The sequence below is a fragment of the Streptomyces sp. AC512_CC834 genome, assembly GCF_019049325.1.
GTDB lineage: Bacteria > Actinomycetota > Actinomycetes > Streptomycetales > Streptomycetaceae > Streptomyces.
In genome coordinates this window covers 16,653-34,499 of record NZ_JAGMUO010000009.1, presented here as the reverse complement: position 1 = coordinate 34,499, position 17,847 = coordinate 16,653, and the positions used below count along the sequence as shown (strand labels likewise).

19 protein-coding genes are annotated in these 17,847 nt (G+C 68.1%); 6 read left to right on the top strand and 13 right to left on the bottom strand.

The window, feature by feature from the left end; translation table 11 throughout:
- Window positions 1-354: 354 nt before the first annotated feature.
- The 3 genes from KUM40_RS01555 to KUM40_RS01545 all read right to left on the bottom strand — a co-directional run bounded on the left by KUM40_RS01555 (window position 355) and on the right by KUM40_RS01545 (window position 4,817).
- Window positions 355-1,977: a hypothetical protein gene (locus KUM40_RS01555; protein ID WP_217161984.1), complete on the bottom strand. Its 1,623-nt coding sequence runs from the start codon at window positions 1,975-1,977 to the stop codon at window positions 355-357.
- A gap of 1,066 nt (window positions 1,978-3,043) precedes the next feature.
- The gene (locus tag KUM40_RS01550; protein WP_217161982.1) at window positions 3,044-3,691 is read right to left on the bottom strand and encodes a hypothetical protein; all 648 of its coding nucleotides are present in this window, start codon (window positions 3,689-3,691) and stop codon (window positions 3,044-3,046) included.
- 208 nt (window positions 3,692-3,899) lie between these two features.
- Window positions 3,900-4,817 (bottom strand): hypothetical protein, encoded by a 918-nt coding sequence (locus KUM40_RS01545; RefSeq protein ID WP_308401037.1) that lies wholly within the window; start codon window positions 4,815-4,817, stop codon window positions 3,900-3,902.
- Window positions 4,818-5,102: 285 nt separating this feature from the next.
- Between KUM40_RS01545 and KUM40_RS01540 the strand changes: the two genes are divergently transcribed.
- The 4 genes from KUM40_RS01540 (at window position 5,103) to KUM40_RS01530 (ending at window position 8,347) form a co-directional block, all read left to right on the top strand.
- Complete coding sequence (locus KUM40_RS01540; protein ID WP_217161979.1) at window positions 5,103-5,357, top strand: helix-turn-helix transcriptional regulator; 255 nt, start codon at window positions 5,103-5,105, stop codon at window positions 5,355-5,357.
- Between the two features lie 178 nt (window positions 5,358-5,535).
- Window positions 5,536-6,393, top strand: a complete 858-nt coding sequence (locus KUM40_RS42575) for a DUF6083 domain-containing protein (RefSeq protein ID WP_374227330.1) — start codon at window positions 5,536-5,538, stop codon at window positions 6,391-6,393.
- Window positions 6,390-6,869, top strand: a complete 480-nt coding sequence (locus tag KUM40_RS01535; protein WP_217161978.1) for a hypothetical protein — start codon at window positions 6,390-6,392, stop codon at window positions 6,867-6,869. Before KUM40_RS42575 ends, KUM40_RS01535 begins: the two co-directional genes overlap by 4 nt.
- Entirely contained in the window at window positions 6,869-8,347 is a 1,479-nt protein-coding gene (locus KUM40_RS01530; protein WP_217161989.1) for a UvrD-helicase domain-containing protein, read from the top strand. Before KUM40_RS01535 ends, KUM40_RS01530 begins: the two co-directional genes overlap by 1 nt.
- 49 nt (window positions 8,348-8,396) lie before the next feature.
- On the opposite strand, the gene KUM40_RS01525 is transcribed toward KUM40_RS01530, so the two are convergent.
- On the bottom strand, window positions 8,397-8,870 hold the full coding sequence (locus tag KUM40_RS01525) for an ATP-binding protein (RefSeq protein WP_217161976.1): 474 nt from the start codon (window positions 8,868-8,870) through the stop codon (window positions 8,397-8,399).
- A gap of 272 nt (window positions 8,871-9,142) precedes the next feature.
- Here KUM40_RS01525 and KUM40_RS01520 point away from each other — a divergent pair, with 272 nt between their 5' ends.
- Window positions 9,143-9,379 carry a DUF397 domain-containing protein gene (locus KUM40_RS01520; protein ID WP_031087280.1) on the top strand — a complete coding sequence of 79 codons (237 nt, stop codon included), beginning with the start codon at window positions 9,143-9,145 and terminating at the stop codon, window positions 9,377-9,379.
- 88 nt (window positions 9,380-9,467) lie between these two features.
- Entirely contained in the window at window positions 9,468-10,370 is a 903-nt protein-coding gene (locus KUM40_RS01515) for a helix-turn-helix transcriptional regulator (RefSeq protein ID WP_217161975.1), read from the top strand.
- An 18-nt stretch (window positions 10,371-10,388) separates the two neighbouring features.
- On the opposite strand, the gene KUM40_RS01510 is transcribed toward KUM40_RS01515, so the two are convergent.
- From KUM40_RS01510 to KUM40_RS01470, 9 genes are all read right to left on the bottom strand, one after another.
- Window positions 10,389-11,258, bottom strand: a complete 870-nt coding sequence (locus KUM40_RS01510) for an SAM-dependent methyltransferase (protein WP_302180779.1) — start codon at window positions 11,256-11,258, stop codon at window positions 10,389-10,391.
- Between the two features lie 90 nt (window positions 11,259-11,348).
- Window positions 11,349-11,885, bottom strand: coding sequence for a sigma-70 region 4 domain-containing protein (locus KUM40_RS01505; protein WP_217161971.1), 537 nt, complete (start codon window positions 11,883-11,885; stop codon window positions 11,349-11,351).
- Window positions 11,886-11,915: 30 nt separating this feature from the next.
- Window positions 11,916-12,992: a helix-turn-helix domain-containing protein gene (locus KUM40_RS40955; RefSeq protein WP_254394381.1), complete on the bottom strand. Its 1,077-nt coding sequence runs from the start codon at window positions 12,990-12,992 to the stop codon at window positions 11,916-11,918.
- Between the two features lie 155 nt (window positions 12,993-13,147).
- Entirely contained in the window at window positions 13,148-13,321 is a 174-nt protein-coding gene (locus tag KUM40_RS01495) for a hypothetical protein (RefSeq protein ID WP_217161969.1), read from the bottom strand.
- 754 nt (window positions 13,322-14,075) lie between these two features.
- Window positions 14,076-14,504, bottom strand: a complete 429-nt coding sequence (locus KUM40_RS01490; protein WP_308401036.1) for a DUF2220 domain-containing protein — start codon at window positions 14,502-14,504, stop codon at window positions 14,076-14,078.
- 120 nt (window positions 14,505-14,624) lie between these two features.
- Window positions 14,625-15,023, bottom strand: a complete 399-nt coding sequence (locus tag KUM40_RS01485) for a hypothetical protein (RefSeq protein ID WP_217161968.1) — start codon at window positions 15,021-15,023, stop codon at window positions 14,625-14,627.
- Complete coding sequence (locus KUM40_RS01480; protein ID WP_217161966.1) at window positions 15,023-15,298, bottom strand: hypothetical protein; 276 nt, start codon at window positions 15,296-15,298, stop codon at window positions 15,023-15,025. Before KUM40_RS01480 ends, KUM40_RS01485 begins: the two co-directional genes overlap by 1 nt.
- Before the next feature lie 241 nt (window positions 15,299-15,539).
- Entirely contained in the window at window positions 15,540-16,463 is a 924-nt protein-coding gene (locus KUM40_RS01475) for a hypothetical protein (RefSeq protein WP_217161964.1), read from the bottom strand.
- Window positions 16,464-16,557: 94 nt separating this feature from the next.
- On the bottom strand, window positions 16,558-17,721 hold the full coding sequence (locus KUM40_RS01470; RefSeq protein WP_254394379.1) for a hypothetical protein: 1,164 nt from the start codon (window positions 17,719-17,721) through the stop codon (window positions 16,558-16,560).
- Window positions 17,722-17,847: the final 126 nt, after the last annotated feature.

Genomic DNA, 17,847 nt, shown 5'->3' with positions numbered 1-17,847 from the left:
CCCCGGGAACACCACTGGCCACACGCCTGGGTTTCTGATGGCCACCAGCCTGGGCCTCCAACGGCCACCCACCTGGGCATCTCAATGACCGTTGACACAGAACCCGCACCACGTATTCGGCAAGACCAGCCTCCACCACCAACTCACCGGTGCCGCGATCAACGGTGCCGCGATCAACCTCATCCGTATCGATGCCTGGCTCAGCGACGAGCCGCGCGCCCGCCCCCGGACCAGCCACCTGGCAGCACTTTGCCCCGCCGATGCGCGGCGGGGCAAAGTGCTGCCAGGGCCAGGGATCAGCAGTGTCGGGATTCTGTCCGGCCCTGCTCTTGTGCGTGGTCAGCAGGGGGAGGGCTAGCTGAGGGTTTGGAAGTCGAGCCAGCCGCCGGTGCCGACGGAGGTGGGAGTGCCGTGTCCTGTACTGGTGATGGCTGGGTAGAAGTAGAGGCCCTTTCCGGTCTCGGGGCTGGTGGCCCAGAGGTCTGGCTTGTCGTCATTGTCGGCGTCGCCGCCCGAGGCGATCAGTGGTCGGCTCGTCGGGGTCCAGCCGTGTCCGATCTCGGTGCGGGTGGCGCCGACCCCGAGGCCTTCTCCGGCGGGGCCGGTCCCGGGGTAGAGGAAGAGGTCACCGGTGCTGCGCTGGCGGGCGAGGAGGTCGACGTGGGTGTTCTGGTCGACGTCGCCGGGGGCGATGAGGTCGTAGTCGGCCCAGCCGCCGCCTCCGATGAGGACGGGTTCGGTGATCTCGTCGAGGCGGTAGCTGCTGGCGCCGTAGTAGAGCCAGAGCAGGTTGCCTTCCTTGACGAGGAGGTCGGGGAAGCCGGGGACGTCCATGGTGCCGTCGTTGTCGACGTCCAGGGGGCCGTCGATGTCACCGATGCCGATGACCTGGGTGGCGTTTTGCCAGTGGCTGTTGGCGGGGTCGTAGACGCTCAGTTCCTGGCGGCCTGCGGTGCAGGTGCTGCTGCCGTTGGGTGCTTTCTCGCCGAGGGTGGTGCAGGCGTAGCCGTAGCCGTTGTTGGGGTGGAGTTGGAGCTTCTTGCTGCCGGCGGTTCCGCTGAGGGAGATGAGGTCCTCGTATCCGTCGTCGGTCCAGTCGCCGCGGTGGGTGATGGATGCGCCGTCGAAGCTGCTGGGACTGGCTTCGGAGTAGACGCTCAGGGTGCCGTTGCCGGAGCCTGAATACTGCCAGAGTGTGCCGTCGGTACGGATGCCGTACATGTCGCTGTTGGCGTCACCGTTGAGGTCGCCTGGCTGGTCGGCGATGTTGAGGCTGTTGACGTAGAAGAGGTACGTGGCGCTGTCGGAAGCGTTGCCGCTTGCGTCAACGCTGCGCGCGTAGAGACGGTGGGGACCTGCGGATGTGGGCGTGATGCTGACGTCGGTGGGCAGGCCGAACCGCGACGTCACGGTGCGTACGGTGGGGTCCCAGTCGGTCCAGTACTCGTACTCGGTGACGTCGGTGACGCCTCCACTAGCGAGAGTGAAGGTGCCCTCCGCGCGGACGGGGCTGGTGCTGTCCGGCCATCCGTCGGAACCGTCGGGGAACTCGGCGGAGGAGACGGTCGGCGGCTCGCTGGGACGGGTGCTGTCAAAGCGGAAGTGGCATTGGTCGGAGAAGGCGCTGCTGGTGGTGCCGTCCTCCGTTTTGGCCCACCAGGAGAAGAGGCCGGTTCCGGTGATGCCTGCGTCTTTCAGCAGTGAGGCCAGTTTGGCCTTGGGGACGACGATCTTGGCGATGGTCCCGGAGGTGGTGGACACGGTGGTGTTGACCTCGTTGCCCGCCCCTCCGTGGCCCTGGGGCCACAGCACGAAGCGGGCTTTGACGGTGCCCCCGTCACCGTCGCGGAACTTGGCTCCCAGGGTGATGTCCGTGTTCCCGACGGTCGTGAAGAGAACCGCGCCTCCGCAACTGGTGGCCGGCGAGGTGTAGAGGCCGGTGGGGACGCTGGGCACCGTGTTGTAGTCGGTGGACAACACAGCGGTCTTGGCGTCGAACTTCTTCCAGCCGAATACGTCCGACTCGTTCGCGGCCGCGAGTTCGAGCTGCAGGGTGTTCCACTTGCCGGCTGCGGCGTCTTTCGCCCCGGCCGTCGTGTCAAACGCGAGGTTGCCCGCAGGGCAGCTTGGGCCCCACCCCTTGGCGTCGTCGACCGTGGACAGTTTCTCTCGCCGGGTGGGGCGGCTGTTCCAGGTGCACGCCGAATTCGTTCAACATGCCGGTCCACGTGCAGAACCGCTTCGGACAACTGGCCGGCAGAGATGAACCTGTGCTCGTCCAGTTTGTTGAACGCGATCACACCACCGGCATGCCCGCTCTCGGCACGCCGGCAGGCTGCAGCCTGGTCGATAAAGCCCTTGGCCACGCTACTGACCTGTTCAGGCCCTTTGATGGAGACGACATCGTAGGACCAGCGGGCCCGGCCAGCACGTGCCCGTAGGACGTGTAGTCGGCCCACCCACGTCGGCGCCTGGCGCCATGACGTACTGGTGTACGCCGTCAACGAGAGCGTGAGCCTCCCGGGTAAACTCTGCATACACAGTGCGCCGGGCTGTCAGTGCTTGCTGATCGGCGGCGCCTCGGGTCTGTTCACGGGCTGCCTGCACTGTGGTCTTCGCGTCGGCCCGGGCACCGAAGTAACCCAGCGGCGCCGCCGCAAGTGCAATGGCGGCCGCTACCGCCTCGGGTGAAAAGACGACCTCCACGATCGGTATAGCCAGCATGACAGCATGATCCCCTCACGGGAATGACAGGGAACCCAAACCAGTCAGGGGCATGCGGCTTCGGCAGAACGGCGGCCGCCGGCCATGCGGAAGCGTCAAGCGATGAAGGCATCGTTGATCGGCGTGATGCGGTGCATCGGGCGGGATTCAGCCGCGGCCGGTCTCCTTGCCCTCGATTGACGGATCACCCGAGAAGGCGAACGTCCTTGGCTCCCCACTGTCCACCCGACCAGACCTCGCCGCGCCAACGCTACGTCGTCGGCGACATGGCAACGGCACAGGCTCGGTCTGCGGGCGGTGAGCACAACGACTTGGGCTCCTACTTGCTCTTCTCGGCTTGTGCAGTGGCCTCGGAAGCGGCCACGGGCTCGGGTCCACCGGTTGCGGTGTAGTAGACAGAGGAGCCTTGCTTCGTGCGCTGGGCATGCTGCTTGGCGACGAGACCTTCGAGCGTGTTGCGGACTACGGTGGTCTGGACAGCGCGATCGGGATGGGCCTGGTTCAGACCGGCAGTGACCTCTGCAGCGGACCGGGGGTCGCTCTGCGCAGCAAGGTGGCGGCGGACGAGTTCGACGAGAGTGGGTGCATCGCTCTTCACTGCTGCTTTGCCCGCAGCCTTGGTCGCACGTGACTTTTTGGCGACGGGCTTCTTGGCCGCTGCGCGGCCCCGCGAGGCAGTAGTCTTCTCGGCCCGCGAACGCCTGCCGCCGACAGGCTCAGCGGCCGTCTTCTTGCGGGGCGAAGGCACAGTGGTGCTCTCGGTAGCCGGCGCGGGGACCGTGCTGGCCAGCGCCTGCTGGATGTTTACCAGCACACTGTGGTCGTGCTGCAGAGCGGTGAGCTTCTCCTGGAGCGTGGCGATGTCCGCGCCGATGCGCTCCTGCTCCCTGGCATTGCGCTCGAGGTCTCCGGCCACCTGGGCGGCATACTGCGAGGCCACTTCGGTTGTCGTCGATGTCTTCGGCATGGTGCTTTCTCCTTGCTGCGTGAGGGACATGGAGGGGGGAGGTAACTGCGGAAGCGGATGCGTGGCTGCGGCTGAAAGGAATGCCGCTGCACAGCACCTGCCGCGCATACCCCCCCGTGCAGAGATAGTACGGATGAGAGACGAGGAGCGGTCCTCCCAGATCACGTCCAGACGTACTCGTGGTCTGGACGCCGTGGGCTGTGCAGCATCAGCGATCCTGGTCTGCCGAGCAGTGGCTCGGCTGTTGCGGGAACTGCCAGAGCACTTCACCGGTGTCCTGGCGTTGGTGCCAGGACACCAAGGCGCGAGCAGACACCAACCGGTCGAGCAACTCCACGGTCTGCTGCGGGGAGTGCCCGCACAGGCGGGAAACAGCGTCCAAGTCCTCTGTGTTGAAGGGATGCGACGCGAGCACGAGAGCGGTCAGCCGCAGCGCAGCGGGAGCCGCAGCCGACAGCGCCAGAGGCGTCGGGTGCAGAGCCCAGTGAGCGGCGCGGCGCCGCGCACCACGGCCTGGTGCCTGGTCCAGCACGGTGGCGTCCAGCAGCCGTACGGTCACGGGTCCGGGCCGGGAGCGGGCCGTCTCCAGCCACCCGGCCTGAGCCAGCTCCAGCCACAGTTCCCGGCGCCCGCGTAGCCGCATGGTGCGCAGCAGCCCGTCCGCAACCGTGACATGGCCCAGGGTGTCTGCACGCAGGGCGCATTGCAGGGCGAGCAGCCGGGCAGCGGGTGAGGTGAACTGGGGGAGCGCGGCGGACAGGTAGGTGAGCATCTCCCGCACACGGGCCCGCTCGTCGGATCCCGGCGGCAGGCCGTGGCGGGCACGCCGCAGAATGTCTCCCGACGGCTTGGGCCGGCGTGCGCCGAGCAGCGTCTCCGGCACGACGGCGGTCCCGCCGGTCGCTGCGGCGCAGGCGGCGCAGGTGTCGGCCAGGCGCCAGGAGCGCCCGCCGGTCTGCCGGGTGAGCGCCAGGAGTACCGGCCCCCCGCAGCCCCGGCTACGGGAATGCCACGAACAGCCCAGGGCGTGGCACTGGCACGTGCGCAGGTGCGCGGGCAGTGCCTCGGTGCGAGCATGGCTGGCCAGGTGTGTCAGGGCCGCCGACCGGGCCGAGGGCCCGTCCACCGGGGGTGTGTGGGCCTGGCACTGGATGCAGAACAGTCTCGGCCCTCCCGCCCGCGGGTGCAGCTCGACTGTCCAGACGCGCCGCATCGCGGTCTGTGTACCGGCCAGCCTCATCGGCTCGTCGTCCTCCCATGAACACAACTGGTGGGCAGGCGCCTTGGCATCAGGAGCCAGGACGCCAGCACGCTAGTGCAGTTTTCCGCACTGCGACTGTCACCCTCGTGAGCCCAGATAGTGCAGAAACTCGCACTGACAGGGCACTATCCTGCACCGTCGGATGGTGGGGTGACGATCTTGCCCCCCGATCCCGACTTCAGCGCACTACGCGTGGAATTCGCACGCCTGCGGGGCGCACGCGGCTGGACCTTCGATGAACTCGCCAGCCGCAGTGGCCTGGCCCGCCGCACCCTCATCGACCTCGAGCACGGTCGCACCCCCGGCAACCTCACTACCTGGCACGTCCTCGCCCACGTCTTCGACGTGCCCATCGAGCACCTGCTTGCGGTGCTCTGCAGCAACCACACTCCGCCGGGCCGCTAGGGCACGTGATGACCGGGCGCGTCCTGCGCCCCGCGCCACGCCGAATCACTCGAAACGGCGAGACGGTGGCGTACTTGTGTGCGATCCTCCGTGCCTTCGTTCGCACGGGCTGGGCTGTTCGCGGGATCACCGGAGGTCACTGCGTCGGCTACGGTGTGCGGTCTGGCACGGTCCGCGCATGCGCTCCCAACCCATCCGCTCCCACCCCCGCGGGGATGGCAGCCCCCGCACCGCGCACCCGCGCACCCGGCCGCCCCTACAGGTATCCGGCGCCAGGCCATGCCGTCCCCTGCGCGCCGGGCAGACTCGATGCTGCTCCGCGTGCGGCGACCGAACCGAACTCTGCCCGCGTGTCGGCCGCCGGCTTGTCGCCCCGCACCCCTCAGGATCGGCTGCGGCCGAGGTCGCTGAAGGCTGCCGCGAGCACCTCAGCGCAGGCATCGCCCACCCCCGGAGCGACGGCATCGACTGGTGCCGCAGCAACCGTCGGCTCGTCTGCTCCCGCAGAGCGGTCACCTCGCGGGCCCGGCCCCAGCTGGTGGCACTGGGCCTCAGCCTCGCCCTGAGGACCCGCCGCGCGATCGACACCGGGGTCCGCGCCACCAGCGCCACCACGTCTCGCTCAGCACGGCCCTCCGCCGTCTCTGCCCGCCCGGTCGTACGCATCCTGCGGAACCTCTGCCCAGGCAACACCCCAGCAGGAAAAAACGGCTGCGCCGCCCAGTCCCCGCGCCGTGCTCCACGCTCCCAGCACGTCCGGGACACCCGCTCCCCGTACGGCTGCTGGAAACTGCCCGCAGACCATCAGCACGTCCAACGCCCGTTGCCCCCGCCGGTGGACCTCTACAATCTCAGCCGCGTTCCCTGCACCGAGCAGCAGCGCCGGCGCGCCCCACGCCGTCAGGACCGCGCAGCCGTCCCCGCTGGCCTCGACCGAACCGGACGGCGCGCCATCGGCTCCTGCCTGCACACCGCCCGACCCCGCTCCCGCCCCTGTATCCCGCGCCGCTCGTCCCGCCGCGGCGCTGGAGCGTGACGATGCCCCACCACGCCCTGGAAGTCCTGCTCACACGGCCCATCAGCCCGGCCGAACTCCGCGCCGCCGCCCGCCGCGTCCCCCTCGCAGCCAACGCCGACTCCACCCGCCTGATGGCCCTGTGCCCAGGCAAGACCGAAGGGCGGGCAGCACGGCGCCTGCGCCGGCACCTCACCACGGCCCTGCCCATCGATGTCATCACCACCCACTACCCCGACACAAGCGGAGACGTACTGCTCAACGTCACCTTCACGCCTGCAGTCCACACAGCCCTGCGCCACAGCGCGGAACAGGCCGGCCGCACTCCCGAACAGGTGGTGGAACGAGCGCTGCACCGGACGCTGGCCCAGCACGACCGAAACGAAACCGAGCGTCTCGCCCACGCCCTGTCGCACCTCCTGACCGGAACGACACCCGCCAGCCTTCTGGCAGCCGTCGGACAGGTCCTGGCCCGTACCCCCGGAGCAGCACCATGATGAACGCCACCCCCGAGCAGACCGCCGCAGCCGACGCCTTCCGCAACGGCGACCATCTGTCCCTGCAAGCCGGCGCAGGAACCGGCAAGACCAGCACCCTGAATCTGCTCGCCCGCACCACCCGTCGCCGAGGCCGCTACCTTGCCTACAACCGGGCCATCGCCCAGAACGCGGCCGCCCAGTTCCCCGGCAACGTCCAGTGCAAAACCGCCCACGCCCTGGCCTACGCGGCAATCGGCCACCGATACCGCCGCCGCCTGAACGCCCCCCGCCGCCCCGCATGGAAGAGCGGGCAGGACCTCGGCATCACCAAGGCCCTCCGCATCGACGAAAAGGAGGTGAGCCCCATGGCCCTCTCCAACGCGACCCTGCGTACCGTTTCCCGCTTCTGTCATGCCGCCGACGAGAGCATCGCTCCTCACCACGTGCCCCGCCTGCGCGGCCTGGAAGACCCCGGCTGCCATACTGAACTCGCCGACCACATCATGCCGTTCGCCCGCAGAGCCTGGGCCGACCTGCAGCACCCCGACGACGGCGCCGTCCGTTTCGACCACGACCACTACCTGAAAATCTGGGCACTCACCCGGCCTCGGCTCGACACCGACTTCCTACTGCTGGACGAAGCACAGGACACCAATCCGGTCGTCGAAGACATCTTCCTCGCCCAGCGCGACCACGCCCAGCTCGTCATGGTCGGTGACTCTGCACAGGCCATCTACCACTGGCGCGGAGCCAAGGACATCATGACCGGCTTCGACGGCACCCGCCTGGCCTTGTCGCAGTCCTTCCGTTTCGGCCCCGACCTTGCCGCAGAGGCCAACCGCTGGCTCCACCTCGCCGACGCTCCGCTCCGCCTCACCGGCACCCCCGACATCCCCACAGAACTCGGGACCGTCACCCAACCAGATGCCGTTTTGTGCCGCACCAACGTCGGTGCCATGGCGCAGGTGATGGCACTCATGGCCGCCGGCAGCCGAGTAGCTCTGGCCGGAGGAGGAGAGAGCCTGCAGACCCTTGCCCTGGCCGCCCGGGACCTCAAAGAAGGCCGACGTACCCACCACCCCGAGCTGACCCTCTTCACTCACTGGGGCGAACTCCAGGACTACGCAGCCTATGACCCGGCGGGACGTGATCTGCAGCCGCTGGTCAACCTCGTCGACACCCACGGCACAGATGCCATTCTCAACGCCGTAGCTCGGCTCGTCTCCGAGCCACAGGCGCAGGCGACTGTCTCCACCGCACACAAAGCAAAGGGACGGGAGTGGTCACGCGTACTCATCGCCGACGACTTCACCCCAGAGGACAACGGCCCAGCCGACAGCGATGACGGCACTCCGACGCCTCCCGAACCGATCGACGAGGCAGAAGCCCGTCTGGCGTACGTGGCCGTCACACGGGCACGCCAGTGTCTCGACCTCGGCGGACTGGCATGGGTCCGTGACCACCCCGACGGTGCTGCGGCGCAGGACGCGTCATGAAGGCCCGCGTACGTGTGCGGGCGCGGACGGGGCGACCGTCATCGCCAAGTCAGTGCGCGTGCGCGTTCAGCCGTGCCCAGACGGTCTTTCCGGGGGCTGCCTCGGCGTAACCCCATTGGCTGGTCAGAGCGTCCACGACGAGCAGGCCCCGGCCTGCGACGGCCATACCCCGAGGCGGGTGAGGCAGTGGGGGAGCCGGACTGGGGTCGGAGACAGCGCACAGCACCGTGCCCGCAGTCCGGGCGATACCCAGCCATGCCTTGGCTTCCCGCGGAGCGCTCGACCGCAGCGCATGCCGAACCGCGTTGGTGGTCAGCTCGTTGACCACGAGAGTCAGGTCTTCGGCCACAGCGCCGATGCCCCATGCCACGGCGGTGTCGCGGACGAAGCAGCGGATGCTTTTCAGACTACTCGGGTCCCGCGTGAATGCCCGAGCGGCAAAGTCGGATGTGCTGATGCCCAGGGCAAGTCCCCAGTCCGGTGCCGTGGGCGGGGTCAGCGGTGAACGGGAGGGGCAGCTCACGCTCCGAAGTGGCAAGAGGGCCTCCGCATACGGCCCTTGGCTCGGCGCCGTCGCCGCGTGAGCTGTCACTGTTCATCCCCCCGGAAGACGTCCAGTTGTATGGGCCGCGGTCCTCTGCCCTGACTGAGAAGTATCCGCGTCGCCCCACTCCGGATGCAATTGCATCCGTGACTTGCATCCAAATGAGGAGGGGAGGGAAAGCATGTCCCCAGCAACCAGAGCAGCGTCACCCAAAAATGAAAGAAGTCGGAAACGATCGAAAGAGGTCGGACATGGCCCGTGCCTTCAACGGTGTCCCGGCGGACTCTCTTCCAGGAGTGACATGGGTCAAGAGCCGTCACAGCACAGCAGACGGCAACTGCGTCGAAGTGGCGCTACTGATAGGAGGTGAGGTGGCACTGCGCAACTCCCGGCACCCTGACGGACCGGCGCTGGTCTACACGAGGGCAGAGATCGCGGCCTTCATCGCGGGGGTGAAGGACGGCGAGTTCGACCCGATCGCCAGTTAACGCCAGCCTGAGACAGTCCAATTGACGCGCCCGCCGCCTCGTCTCCTGGAAGACTGGCGCTCGTCGTCCGGCCACTACAGGAGACATCATGCCCGTGCCCGCCCCTCCGGTCGATGCACCGACCCTGGAGTACTACCTCGACGCCTCCGCGCGCAGCCCCGTCGCGCTGCGGCTGGTCCTCGGGTACTACCTGCGTCACCTGCGCAAGGCGGCACACATCGACGCGGAGCCGGCGGGCAAGTCCATCAGAAGCTCGGAAGCCAAGATCTCCCGGATGGAACGAGCCCAGGTCACCTGCAAGCACGACGACGTGATGGACCTGCTCACCCTCTACGGTGTCGATGACAAGCACGTCCGCGCCCGCTTCGCCGAGATCGTACGCATCTCCCGCCAGCCCGGCTGGTGGCACCGATTCGACGGAGTCCTGCCGGACTGGTGCGGCAAGCTGATCGGCCTGCAGGAGGCAGCCTCTGTCATCCGCACCTACGAAGTGCAGCTCGTTCCCGGACTGCTGCAGACACCCGCCTACACAGAAGCCCTGGTACACCAGGCCTACCCCGCCGCTCCTGCCGAAGAGGTCAAAGACCGGCTGGAACTCAGGGCCCTGCGCCAGAACGTCCTGATCCGCCAGGCCCCGCCCCGACTTTGGGCCGTCCTCGACGAAGCCGTGCTGCGCCGGCCCATGGGAGGCGATCTGGTCATGCGAGAGCAACTGCGCTATCTGATCAGCATGTCTCGCCTCAGCCACGTCACGATACAGATCGCGCCCTTCAACCGGCCGGGGTGCATCGCCGGAGGCTTCCCGATTACGCACCTGCGCTTCGACCTTCCGGCCTTGCCCGACGTCGTCTACCTCGAGCAACTGCAGGACGCCGAGTACTTGGACAAACCAGACGAGACTCAGCACTACCGAAGCGTCCTGGACGGCTTGGCCCAGGCCGCTCTGTCCCCGCAGGAGAGTGTGGAGCTCCTGGACAGCATGATCAACTGAACCCGGCCAGTCCGCACCTCAGCGCACCACGGCCACCGCTCCGCGCTCGGCCCACCTCAGACTGCCGCCACCCGCAGCACGGTCACGGCCCGGCCGCCACTGGTGCACATCCACCAGCCCCGGAGCCATCTGCTGCAAGCCGCCGAAGAATGCGTCGACGTCCGCCCGCGGGCGCACGCGTCCCCACCGGCCCGCAGCCGCTTCCCGCAGCAATGCACCAGCCTTCCGACGCACCTCGGCATCCTCACTCACGAGATGGCTTGCTGCGATGAAACTTCCCGATGCCAGTATTCTCGCTGCCTGCTGCAGCACGGTCGAAGGACCAGCGTCTTCGGGAACGTTGTGCAGTCCTGAGACAAGAAGCACGGCCACCGGCGACGAAAAGTCGATCATCTCGCGCACCGCAGCACTATTCAGTAGAGCAAGTGATTCAGCCGGAGCAGCCCGCATGACCAGCGTGTACCGGTCCTCCCACAAAGCGCGGCCATGGACCAGCGCCAGCGGATCATGATCGGCATAAACGGTGCGCGCACCCGCCTGGATGCGCCGAGCAACGTGGTGCACTCCCACAGAGGTCGGCAGTCCGGCGCCGAAAACCACGTACTGGCGCACCTGGTGATCACGGGCCAGATGACTGGTCGCCCTCAAGAGGAACCGATGCGCAGCCTGAGCCACCCGAGGTGCTTCGGGAACGATCTGCGTCAGCCGCTCGCACGCCTCACGGTCGGCGCCGTAGTGGTCCTTGCCGCCCAACAGGTAGTTGGTCATCCGGGCAAGGTTCGGTGATTTGGAGTCGATTACATCCAGCCGCGGCGTCTGCCCGCGCTCCAAGGTGGCACCCCGCCCCGTGTTGGTACCCGCAGCACGCTGCGTGCTGCGGGTACCCATGGTAAGGAGGCCGCTTTCACCGCGGGTAGTTCTTCGCCGAATCAGCACGCGCGGGTCGAAGCGCGCTGCAGGATCCCTTCCGGAACCCTCTCACCGGCGCACGCGACCGGCCGGCGGATGCGCGGCCGCGGCGGAGGCCGTCAGCTTCCCGGGCAGAGCCCGCTGAGCCATCCGTAACCGGGTAGCGACAACCGGCGGCTCGACCCCCATCAGTTCCGCCGCCTGCGCCTCACTCAAATGCATCCGGCAACGCAGCACGACCGCATCTGCCTGCGCCGGCGGCAGCACCTGGTGCACCGGATCCGGCCCCGTGACACCTGCATCACCGCTACGCAGCACGGAGGAGATCAGGGCATCCAGCAGCCGCCACGCCACCGCAGCAGGCCGCGGACTGCTGATGACCGTCGGCCAGATCGTGGCAAGATTGCCCAGGAGCGCCCTGACCACCTGCTGGCTCACCAACGGGTCCCGGACCCGCTCCCGCGTGTAGTGCAGGTACCGCTCCTGATGCAGGAGACAGAAGGCGGTGTACTCCAGCGGCAGAACCAGCTCGATAGACGGCGCAGTGGTCACCACCGCGCCGCCTTCCTGCACCAGCCGGTCCGTCCGACGCAAACGCATGAACATGGCATCCCACTTCCTGCAGCACACAGGGCATCAGGCGGATTCGGACGGGTCGGCAGACTGCGACTGCGGATCCTTGGGCGGATCCATGCAGAGCAGGAAGGTGTAGTGGACCGCCTGCCACAGCGGCCGCACGTCGGCGGGCCAGCCGCCCAGCGCGGTCACCAGCGCCGACGTCTGCTCCCAGCCCGGAACCAAGACGCCCTCGAGGATGTCCTCGATCTCCTGGACACTCAGCGCACCGTGGGAAGCGCTGCGGACCACGCCGACACGGGGACGACCTGCCGCCAGGTGCAGACCGCGCAGTGCGGCGTGCAGCCGATCCACCGCATCAGTGATCGCGTACTGCGCCGGCGGCACCTTCCCGTGTGCACTCTCGAACAGCACGCTCAGCTCTGCCGGGTCGCCTCCGAACAGCTCGGTCAGCGCACCCACCACGCCCCAGGCCGGGGTTCGCTCTCCGGAAAGGATGCGCGAGACATACGAGGGAGACAAGGACGTCCGCTCGCCCACGTCCCTGATCGTCAAACCACTGGATCGGTGGAGATGCGACAGCGCCGAGGCCAGCTTCGCCGACGCCCGCTCGGCCACCTTGGACAGCTGGCCGTCTGCCGCGGCGTTCACGCCCTCCATCATCGGGGCAAGAGGCTCCTGCACCTCGGCACGCTCGGCAGCCCGCCTTCTCAGGCGTTCCCGCACCCGGTTCTCCGGCCACCGAGTACGGGCCGTGGTCACACTCAACTGCGCCGCCTCGGCCACCTGCTCCCAACTCGAGCCCTGGGACCGCGCGTCCTGAACGGCGGCCGCCGTGTAGTAGTCCACTTCCCGGGCCACGCTGCTGGCACAACGCAGGAGCTCCTGAAGAGGCCGCCCGTCGTACTCGGCCTCGAGGAGCGCGGCCGACAACGCCTGCAGGTCCTCTGCGATGCGCCGGCCCAAGGGGAGCGCCGTGGGCGCCTTGTGCTGGCCTGTCTTGCCGGACCGGTCGCGCTGTGCCTTGCTGCGGCAGCCGACGCTGCAGTACTCCCGCTTGCGGCCCGGACCGATCGTCTGAGCGAACCGCTCCTGGCAGTAGCGGCAGATGCCATAGCGGGGACTCGAACCCGCCATCCTTTCCTCCCACGTGCTGTGACCGTTTCTCTTCCGTGCGCGCGGAGTTCTGCGCAAGCTGAAGAGGAATGGACTCTTCCCGTGTCCGTCCCGGCGGCAACCGCCGGGACCGCGGGTGGCGCGCTGTGCAGCGCGCCACCACGATCAAGCACGGCTCAGATCAGTCGAATTCGCTGGTAGCGGAGTTGCGACTGGCGCATCATCACCGAGAGGCCGGCCACCAGCGCTGTGGTGGCAGGTCCCGTCCACTGGTCTCGGATCAGGAGCACGGGGAGCACGGCCACTGCCAGGAACGCGCTCGCCTGCACCGTGACAGTCCAGACACTCATGCCACGGGTTTCAGGCTGGGAGCGACGCGGAATGCTAGCGTCGTCGCGAGTTGCCGCCCTGGTTGCGGCAGCGGCGAAGTACGGGACAAGCATAGGTGGTTACCTGCCTTCCTTGGTCTCGTTGAGGAGGGGCCCCGGAGTCGGTAGCGAGCCTGCCCGGGGTTCCCTCGCGTCAACGGACGGTAGTCCCTCCGTCACAAGCGGCGCCATATAAACCGTTCATCGCGCAAAGTTCGAATCTCCTTGCGGTGAGCAATTGCGGTCTGTGGCCTGCAAAGGCGTCGAACATCGTCGCCTTCAGCCCATCCTTGATCGGTCTCGACCGTGAATGACAACCCCTCGTTGTGCTGCATAAATGCGACTGACCCAGGCGAGTGGGCCGTCTTGCCTCCCTGACGTACGCCGGGGCGCGCTCTGCCGCCACAACGTTTGCGGACATGGTGCGCCCTGCCCTTACCGATACATTCGCGCAAATTTGCATATCCCGCTCTCGCGTGAGTGAATCCAGTCCTTCCAGAGAGCTGCCGCAACCGGGGTGTGTCGTGGCGGCTATGGAAGAGATCGACGACGCTCATGCGTTCGACCGGGCTGCTCGTGATCGACGTCGGCTGTGACCGCGATGGTCGCCCCGATGCTGTCGAGGCTCTTGGCGTTCGCTCGCCGTCCAGGTGCCGGCGCCGGAGCTACCGTCGTATCCCGGCAATGGCCCGATGTGCGGCCTCCAGTGGCTGACCAGTGTCCAGAGCCTGCGCTGTCACCCCTGCTGCCGCATCAGAATTTCTCGCACGGTGGCGAAAGCGATGCGTTCCTGCTCTAGGCGCAGGTGTGGCCCGTAGGTGGCGTTCCGCAGGTCCTGGTCGAGGTGTGCTTCCTCGGGGGTGAGGCGTGTCAGGCTGCCGTGCGCCTGTGTCTTCTCCTGGCTCCAGTGGGCCTCGTGGGCGAGGAGGGTGGTGCGGTCCATGAGGATTGACGTGGTGTGCGGGAAGCGTCCCCGGACCTGGTCGAGGGTGGCGAAGCCGTGGGTGTCGATGTCGCCCCAGTAGTAGAGGGCGACGTTGTCCAGCCAGGGGAGGTGACGCAGCAGGGCCGCGGCGTACCCGGAGCCGAGGATGGCGATGGCGTCGGCAACTGGTGGCAGTGAGAGGTAGGTGATTTCGTTCTCGAGGACGAAGACGGTGTGCACTGCACACGATGGCAAGGTGCCCACTGGTGGGACAGCTACGACGAGCCGGCCGACCGTCGTGCCCGGTGACCGCGTTCCGCACGGACTGACCCGTTGCGTGACCGCGGGGCGGCGGGCGGGCTACTGGTCGGGGTGGACGGCTTGGACGCCGGTGCCCGCGTACGCCTTCGGCGTCAAAGTGAGCAGGTACCGGCCGGCGGGGTGGGCGGCGGAGGGGCGGGCGGCGTGGATGGCGTGGACGGCGGCCCAGGAGTGTCCGAAGCGCAGCAGTTCGGTGGCGGTAACCGCGGCGTCGGTGTCGAACGCCTCGATCCGGATGAACCGCAGCCCCTTGATGTAGCCGAGCAGCCCGGGCCGCTCGGGATCGCCGGCTGTCAGGGACAGCACCGGCGCGTACAGGTCTCCGAGTCCTCCGGAGGCCTGGACGTAGAACGCGGCGACCGCCTCGTTGAACGGGTCCTTCGGGTCGTACAGCGCTCCTGCGGTCGTGTGGTCAAGGACGACCGCGATCGGCGCCACTACGCGGCTGCCCGGGGACCGTGTGCGGTGCCGCCGAGGCGCTCCAGCAGGGTTCGGGCCTTCGCCTCGGCTTCCGGGCTCGGTGCGCTGCCGAGGGCTGAGGCCAGCTCGGCGCGGGCCAGCTCGGCGCGTTCCGCGTACTCCGCCTGCGTCGGCGTGCTCTGCGCGAGGTCCTCGACCAGGTTGCGGATGGTGGTGCCATGCTCGGCGGCCAGCTGGGCGAGCCGGTCCCGCGCGGCCGTGCCCACCTTGATGCTCGTCTCGTCTGCTGCCATACCCCGACTCTACCGCGCTCCTCTACTTTGAGTAGAGGAAACGTGTGTGGACGGCAGCACTCGGAAGGCCGACCTGGCCCCCACGCCCTGTCCGGGCAGCATGTGCGTTCAGTGCGGGTCGGCACGCGAGATGTACGCCCCCTGAGCGCCCTGCGGCCAGGGGGCGGCGTGGTCCGGAGTCGGGCCCCTGCTCTTGGGCGGCAGTGGCCCGACCCGGCTGCTCGCCCCTGCGTGGGCTGGATCAGGTGCCGCTCTCGCCGAGCAGGAGGCGTGCATCGTTCTGCGCTTGCTGGCGCCACGTCCGCTGACGGTCGAGGACCGCCACGGTGCGCCGTTGGACGGTCAGCAGCGCTTGGTGGGGGTCCTTGCCGTAGTAGTCGCCCAGCGTCTGCACCAAGTCCTCGAACGCTCCCAGAACGGCCAGCACCGCCGCGGTGACGATCTCCGGGTCGGCTCGCATGACCGGCTGGTCGTCCTCGTCGGAGGAGAAGGCCTGGGCGACCATCCACACGGTGCTGTGGGAGGCCGCGGAGGATATGCGGTACCAGGCAGGAAGATGTGTGGGCCGCTTCGCGGCAATGCTGGTGAGGTCCACCTTGAACGGCGCCTGCACCGGCCCCAGCACGGCCGAGCTCGGATGACCCCGGTTGTCCAGGCCGATGCTCATTCCGGCGCGATGGACGGTCCGCTCGGCCACCTGCCAGATCTTCTCCGCCTCCGGGACCGCCTGCACGCCGACATCCTTGGCCGCGACCTGATGCTGCCGCGCCCCGTTGAGCCACGCGGCCGCAATGCGCACCGCACGCTGCTCGGGGCTGAGACCGGGCTCGTAGAGGTGGCACACGCGGATGGCGCCCTCTTGCACGACGCGGGAGAGCGAGACGAGCGACCAAATGGCCACGGGCTCGCCCACCAGCGTCCGCTCGATTGCCTGGACGTGATCGAAGATGTTCCCGAGGGTGAGCTGAGTGCTCCAGCCCGCCCACGCCCACAACCGTGAACGTGCCGTGCGGTGCCGGTGATGTGAGGAACTGACCCAGCCGGCATCGGCGGGCGACATCCCCTCGACCGCGGTGCCCTCGGTGAGACTCCCGACGAAGGCGTCGAGGGACTGAGCGGCATGGCGCAGCGTACGCGCGCCCTCGTCCACGACTTCCTTGGGCACGCCGAGTCGACGCGGATCGGAGGCTGCATCTGGGTTCACCTTGGCGACCGTACACGCCCCTCTCGAAGGGCAGCTTCGCTGCGTCGTTCCCGCATTACAACGCTGGCTTCTGGTGCCGTGCGAGGAGGCTGGTGAAGAAGGACTCCAAGAGCTGCCTGCCGCCCGGTTCCTTCAGCTCCCAGCCGCCGAAGCGGTAGATCTCGTATCCGGCGAGTCTGAGCCGGCGGTCCTCGGCGACCATCTCCGCGTACAGCCGCGGCACCGCGGTATGCGTGATGCGCCCTTGCTTGTCGGGCGGGTTGGGCCGGCCGTAGTGCTGTACTCCGTCGACCTCGATGACGATGCGGGAGCGGTCCGGGGCCAGGAGCAGGAAGTCCATCCGCTGCCGGTACAGCGCGCCGGACTGCTTGCCGCTCTTGCGGGTGTAGGGGTCGTAGTGGAGGTAGACCTGGGGGATCAGTGCGGGCAGGTCGAAGCCGCCTTTCTCGGCGTACCGGGCGCAGTAGGTGATCATGAGGAGTTGCTCGGGCTTCGAGTCCAGCGATCGGTACAGACGCCGGTACAGGCCGTCGGCGGCCGTCTTCTCGTCGGCGCCCGGCTGGTGGTTCTTCTGCCACCAGGCGACCATCTGCCGCCAGGTGAGCCCGTGCGGGGGCAGGGGGTCGGTGAACACCAGGCAGCTGTCGGAGTGGACGATCTCGACCTCGTTGTTCACCGCGTCCCGCAGCACGATTTCCGGCTTGACTCCGTCGGCGGCGAAGATCAGGTTCTTGAAGCTGCCCGACGGCCCCTTGGTGAAACGCCGTTCGTACTCCAGCTCCTCCAGGTCCTCCAGCGCGTCCCGCGTGGGGCCGAGGATCTGCTCGATGCAGTCCCGCCGCGCCTTCCAGCTGCCGCTCATATCGTTGGCGCGCCAGTAGGTGCCGAACCCGCGCGGTCCGTCGAAGGTACGAAACGGCCAGGCGGGCGGCTCCAGGGCCAGGCGCTCCAGGACGGCGCGGTGCGCCTTGATGATCAGGGGCACGTTCTCGTCGTCCAGATGCCGGCTCTGGCCGTCGGTGCCGTAGGAGACGAAGTCGTGGTGCAGCAGCCGGGTCAGAGCGATCGCCACCTCCAGGTCGGTGTGCCCGGCCGGCGGACCGAAGCGCAAGGATTCGACCAGTTCGATGTCGAGCACCCAGGGCTGCGCCCATCCGTCGCCGCTGCTGAAGAACGCCGCCAGCTCCACGCCCACCCCCGTCGTGATCCTGCAGGACATCGTCGTCCGCCAGCAGCACGGCCGCCAGAGTCCGTTTCCCGCGCTCGTCTCCTCTGCCTCCCGCGCCACCGTCGTCTGCAGGGACTCGGTAGGAGGGCTTGCCCGCCATGGCCGCGTCCCGCACGA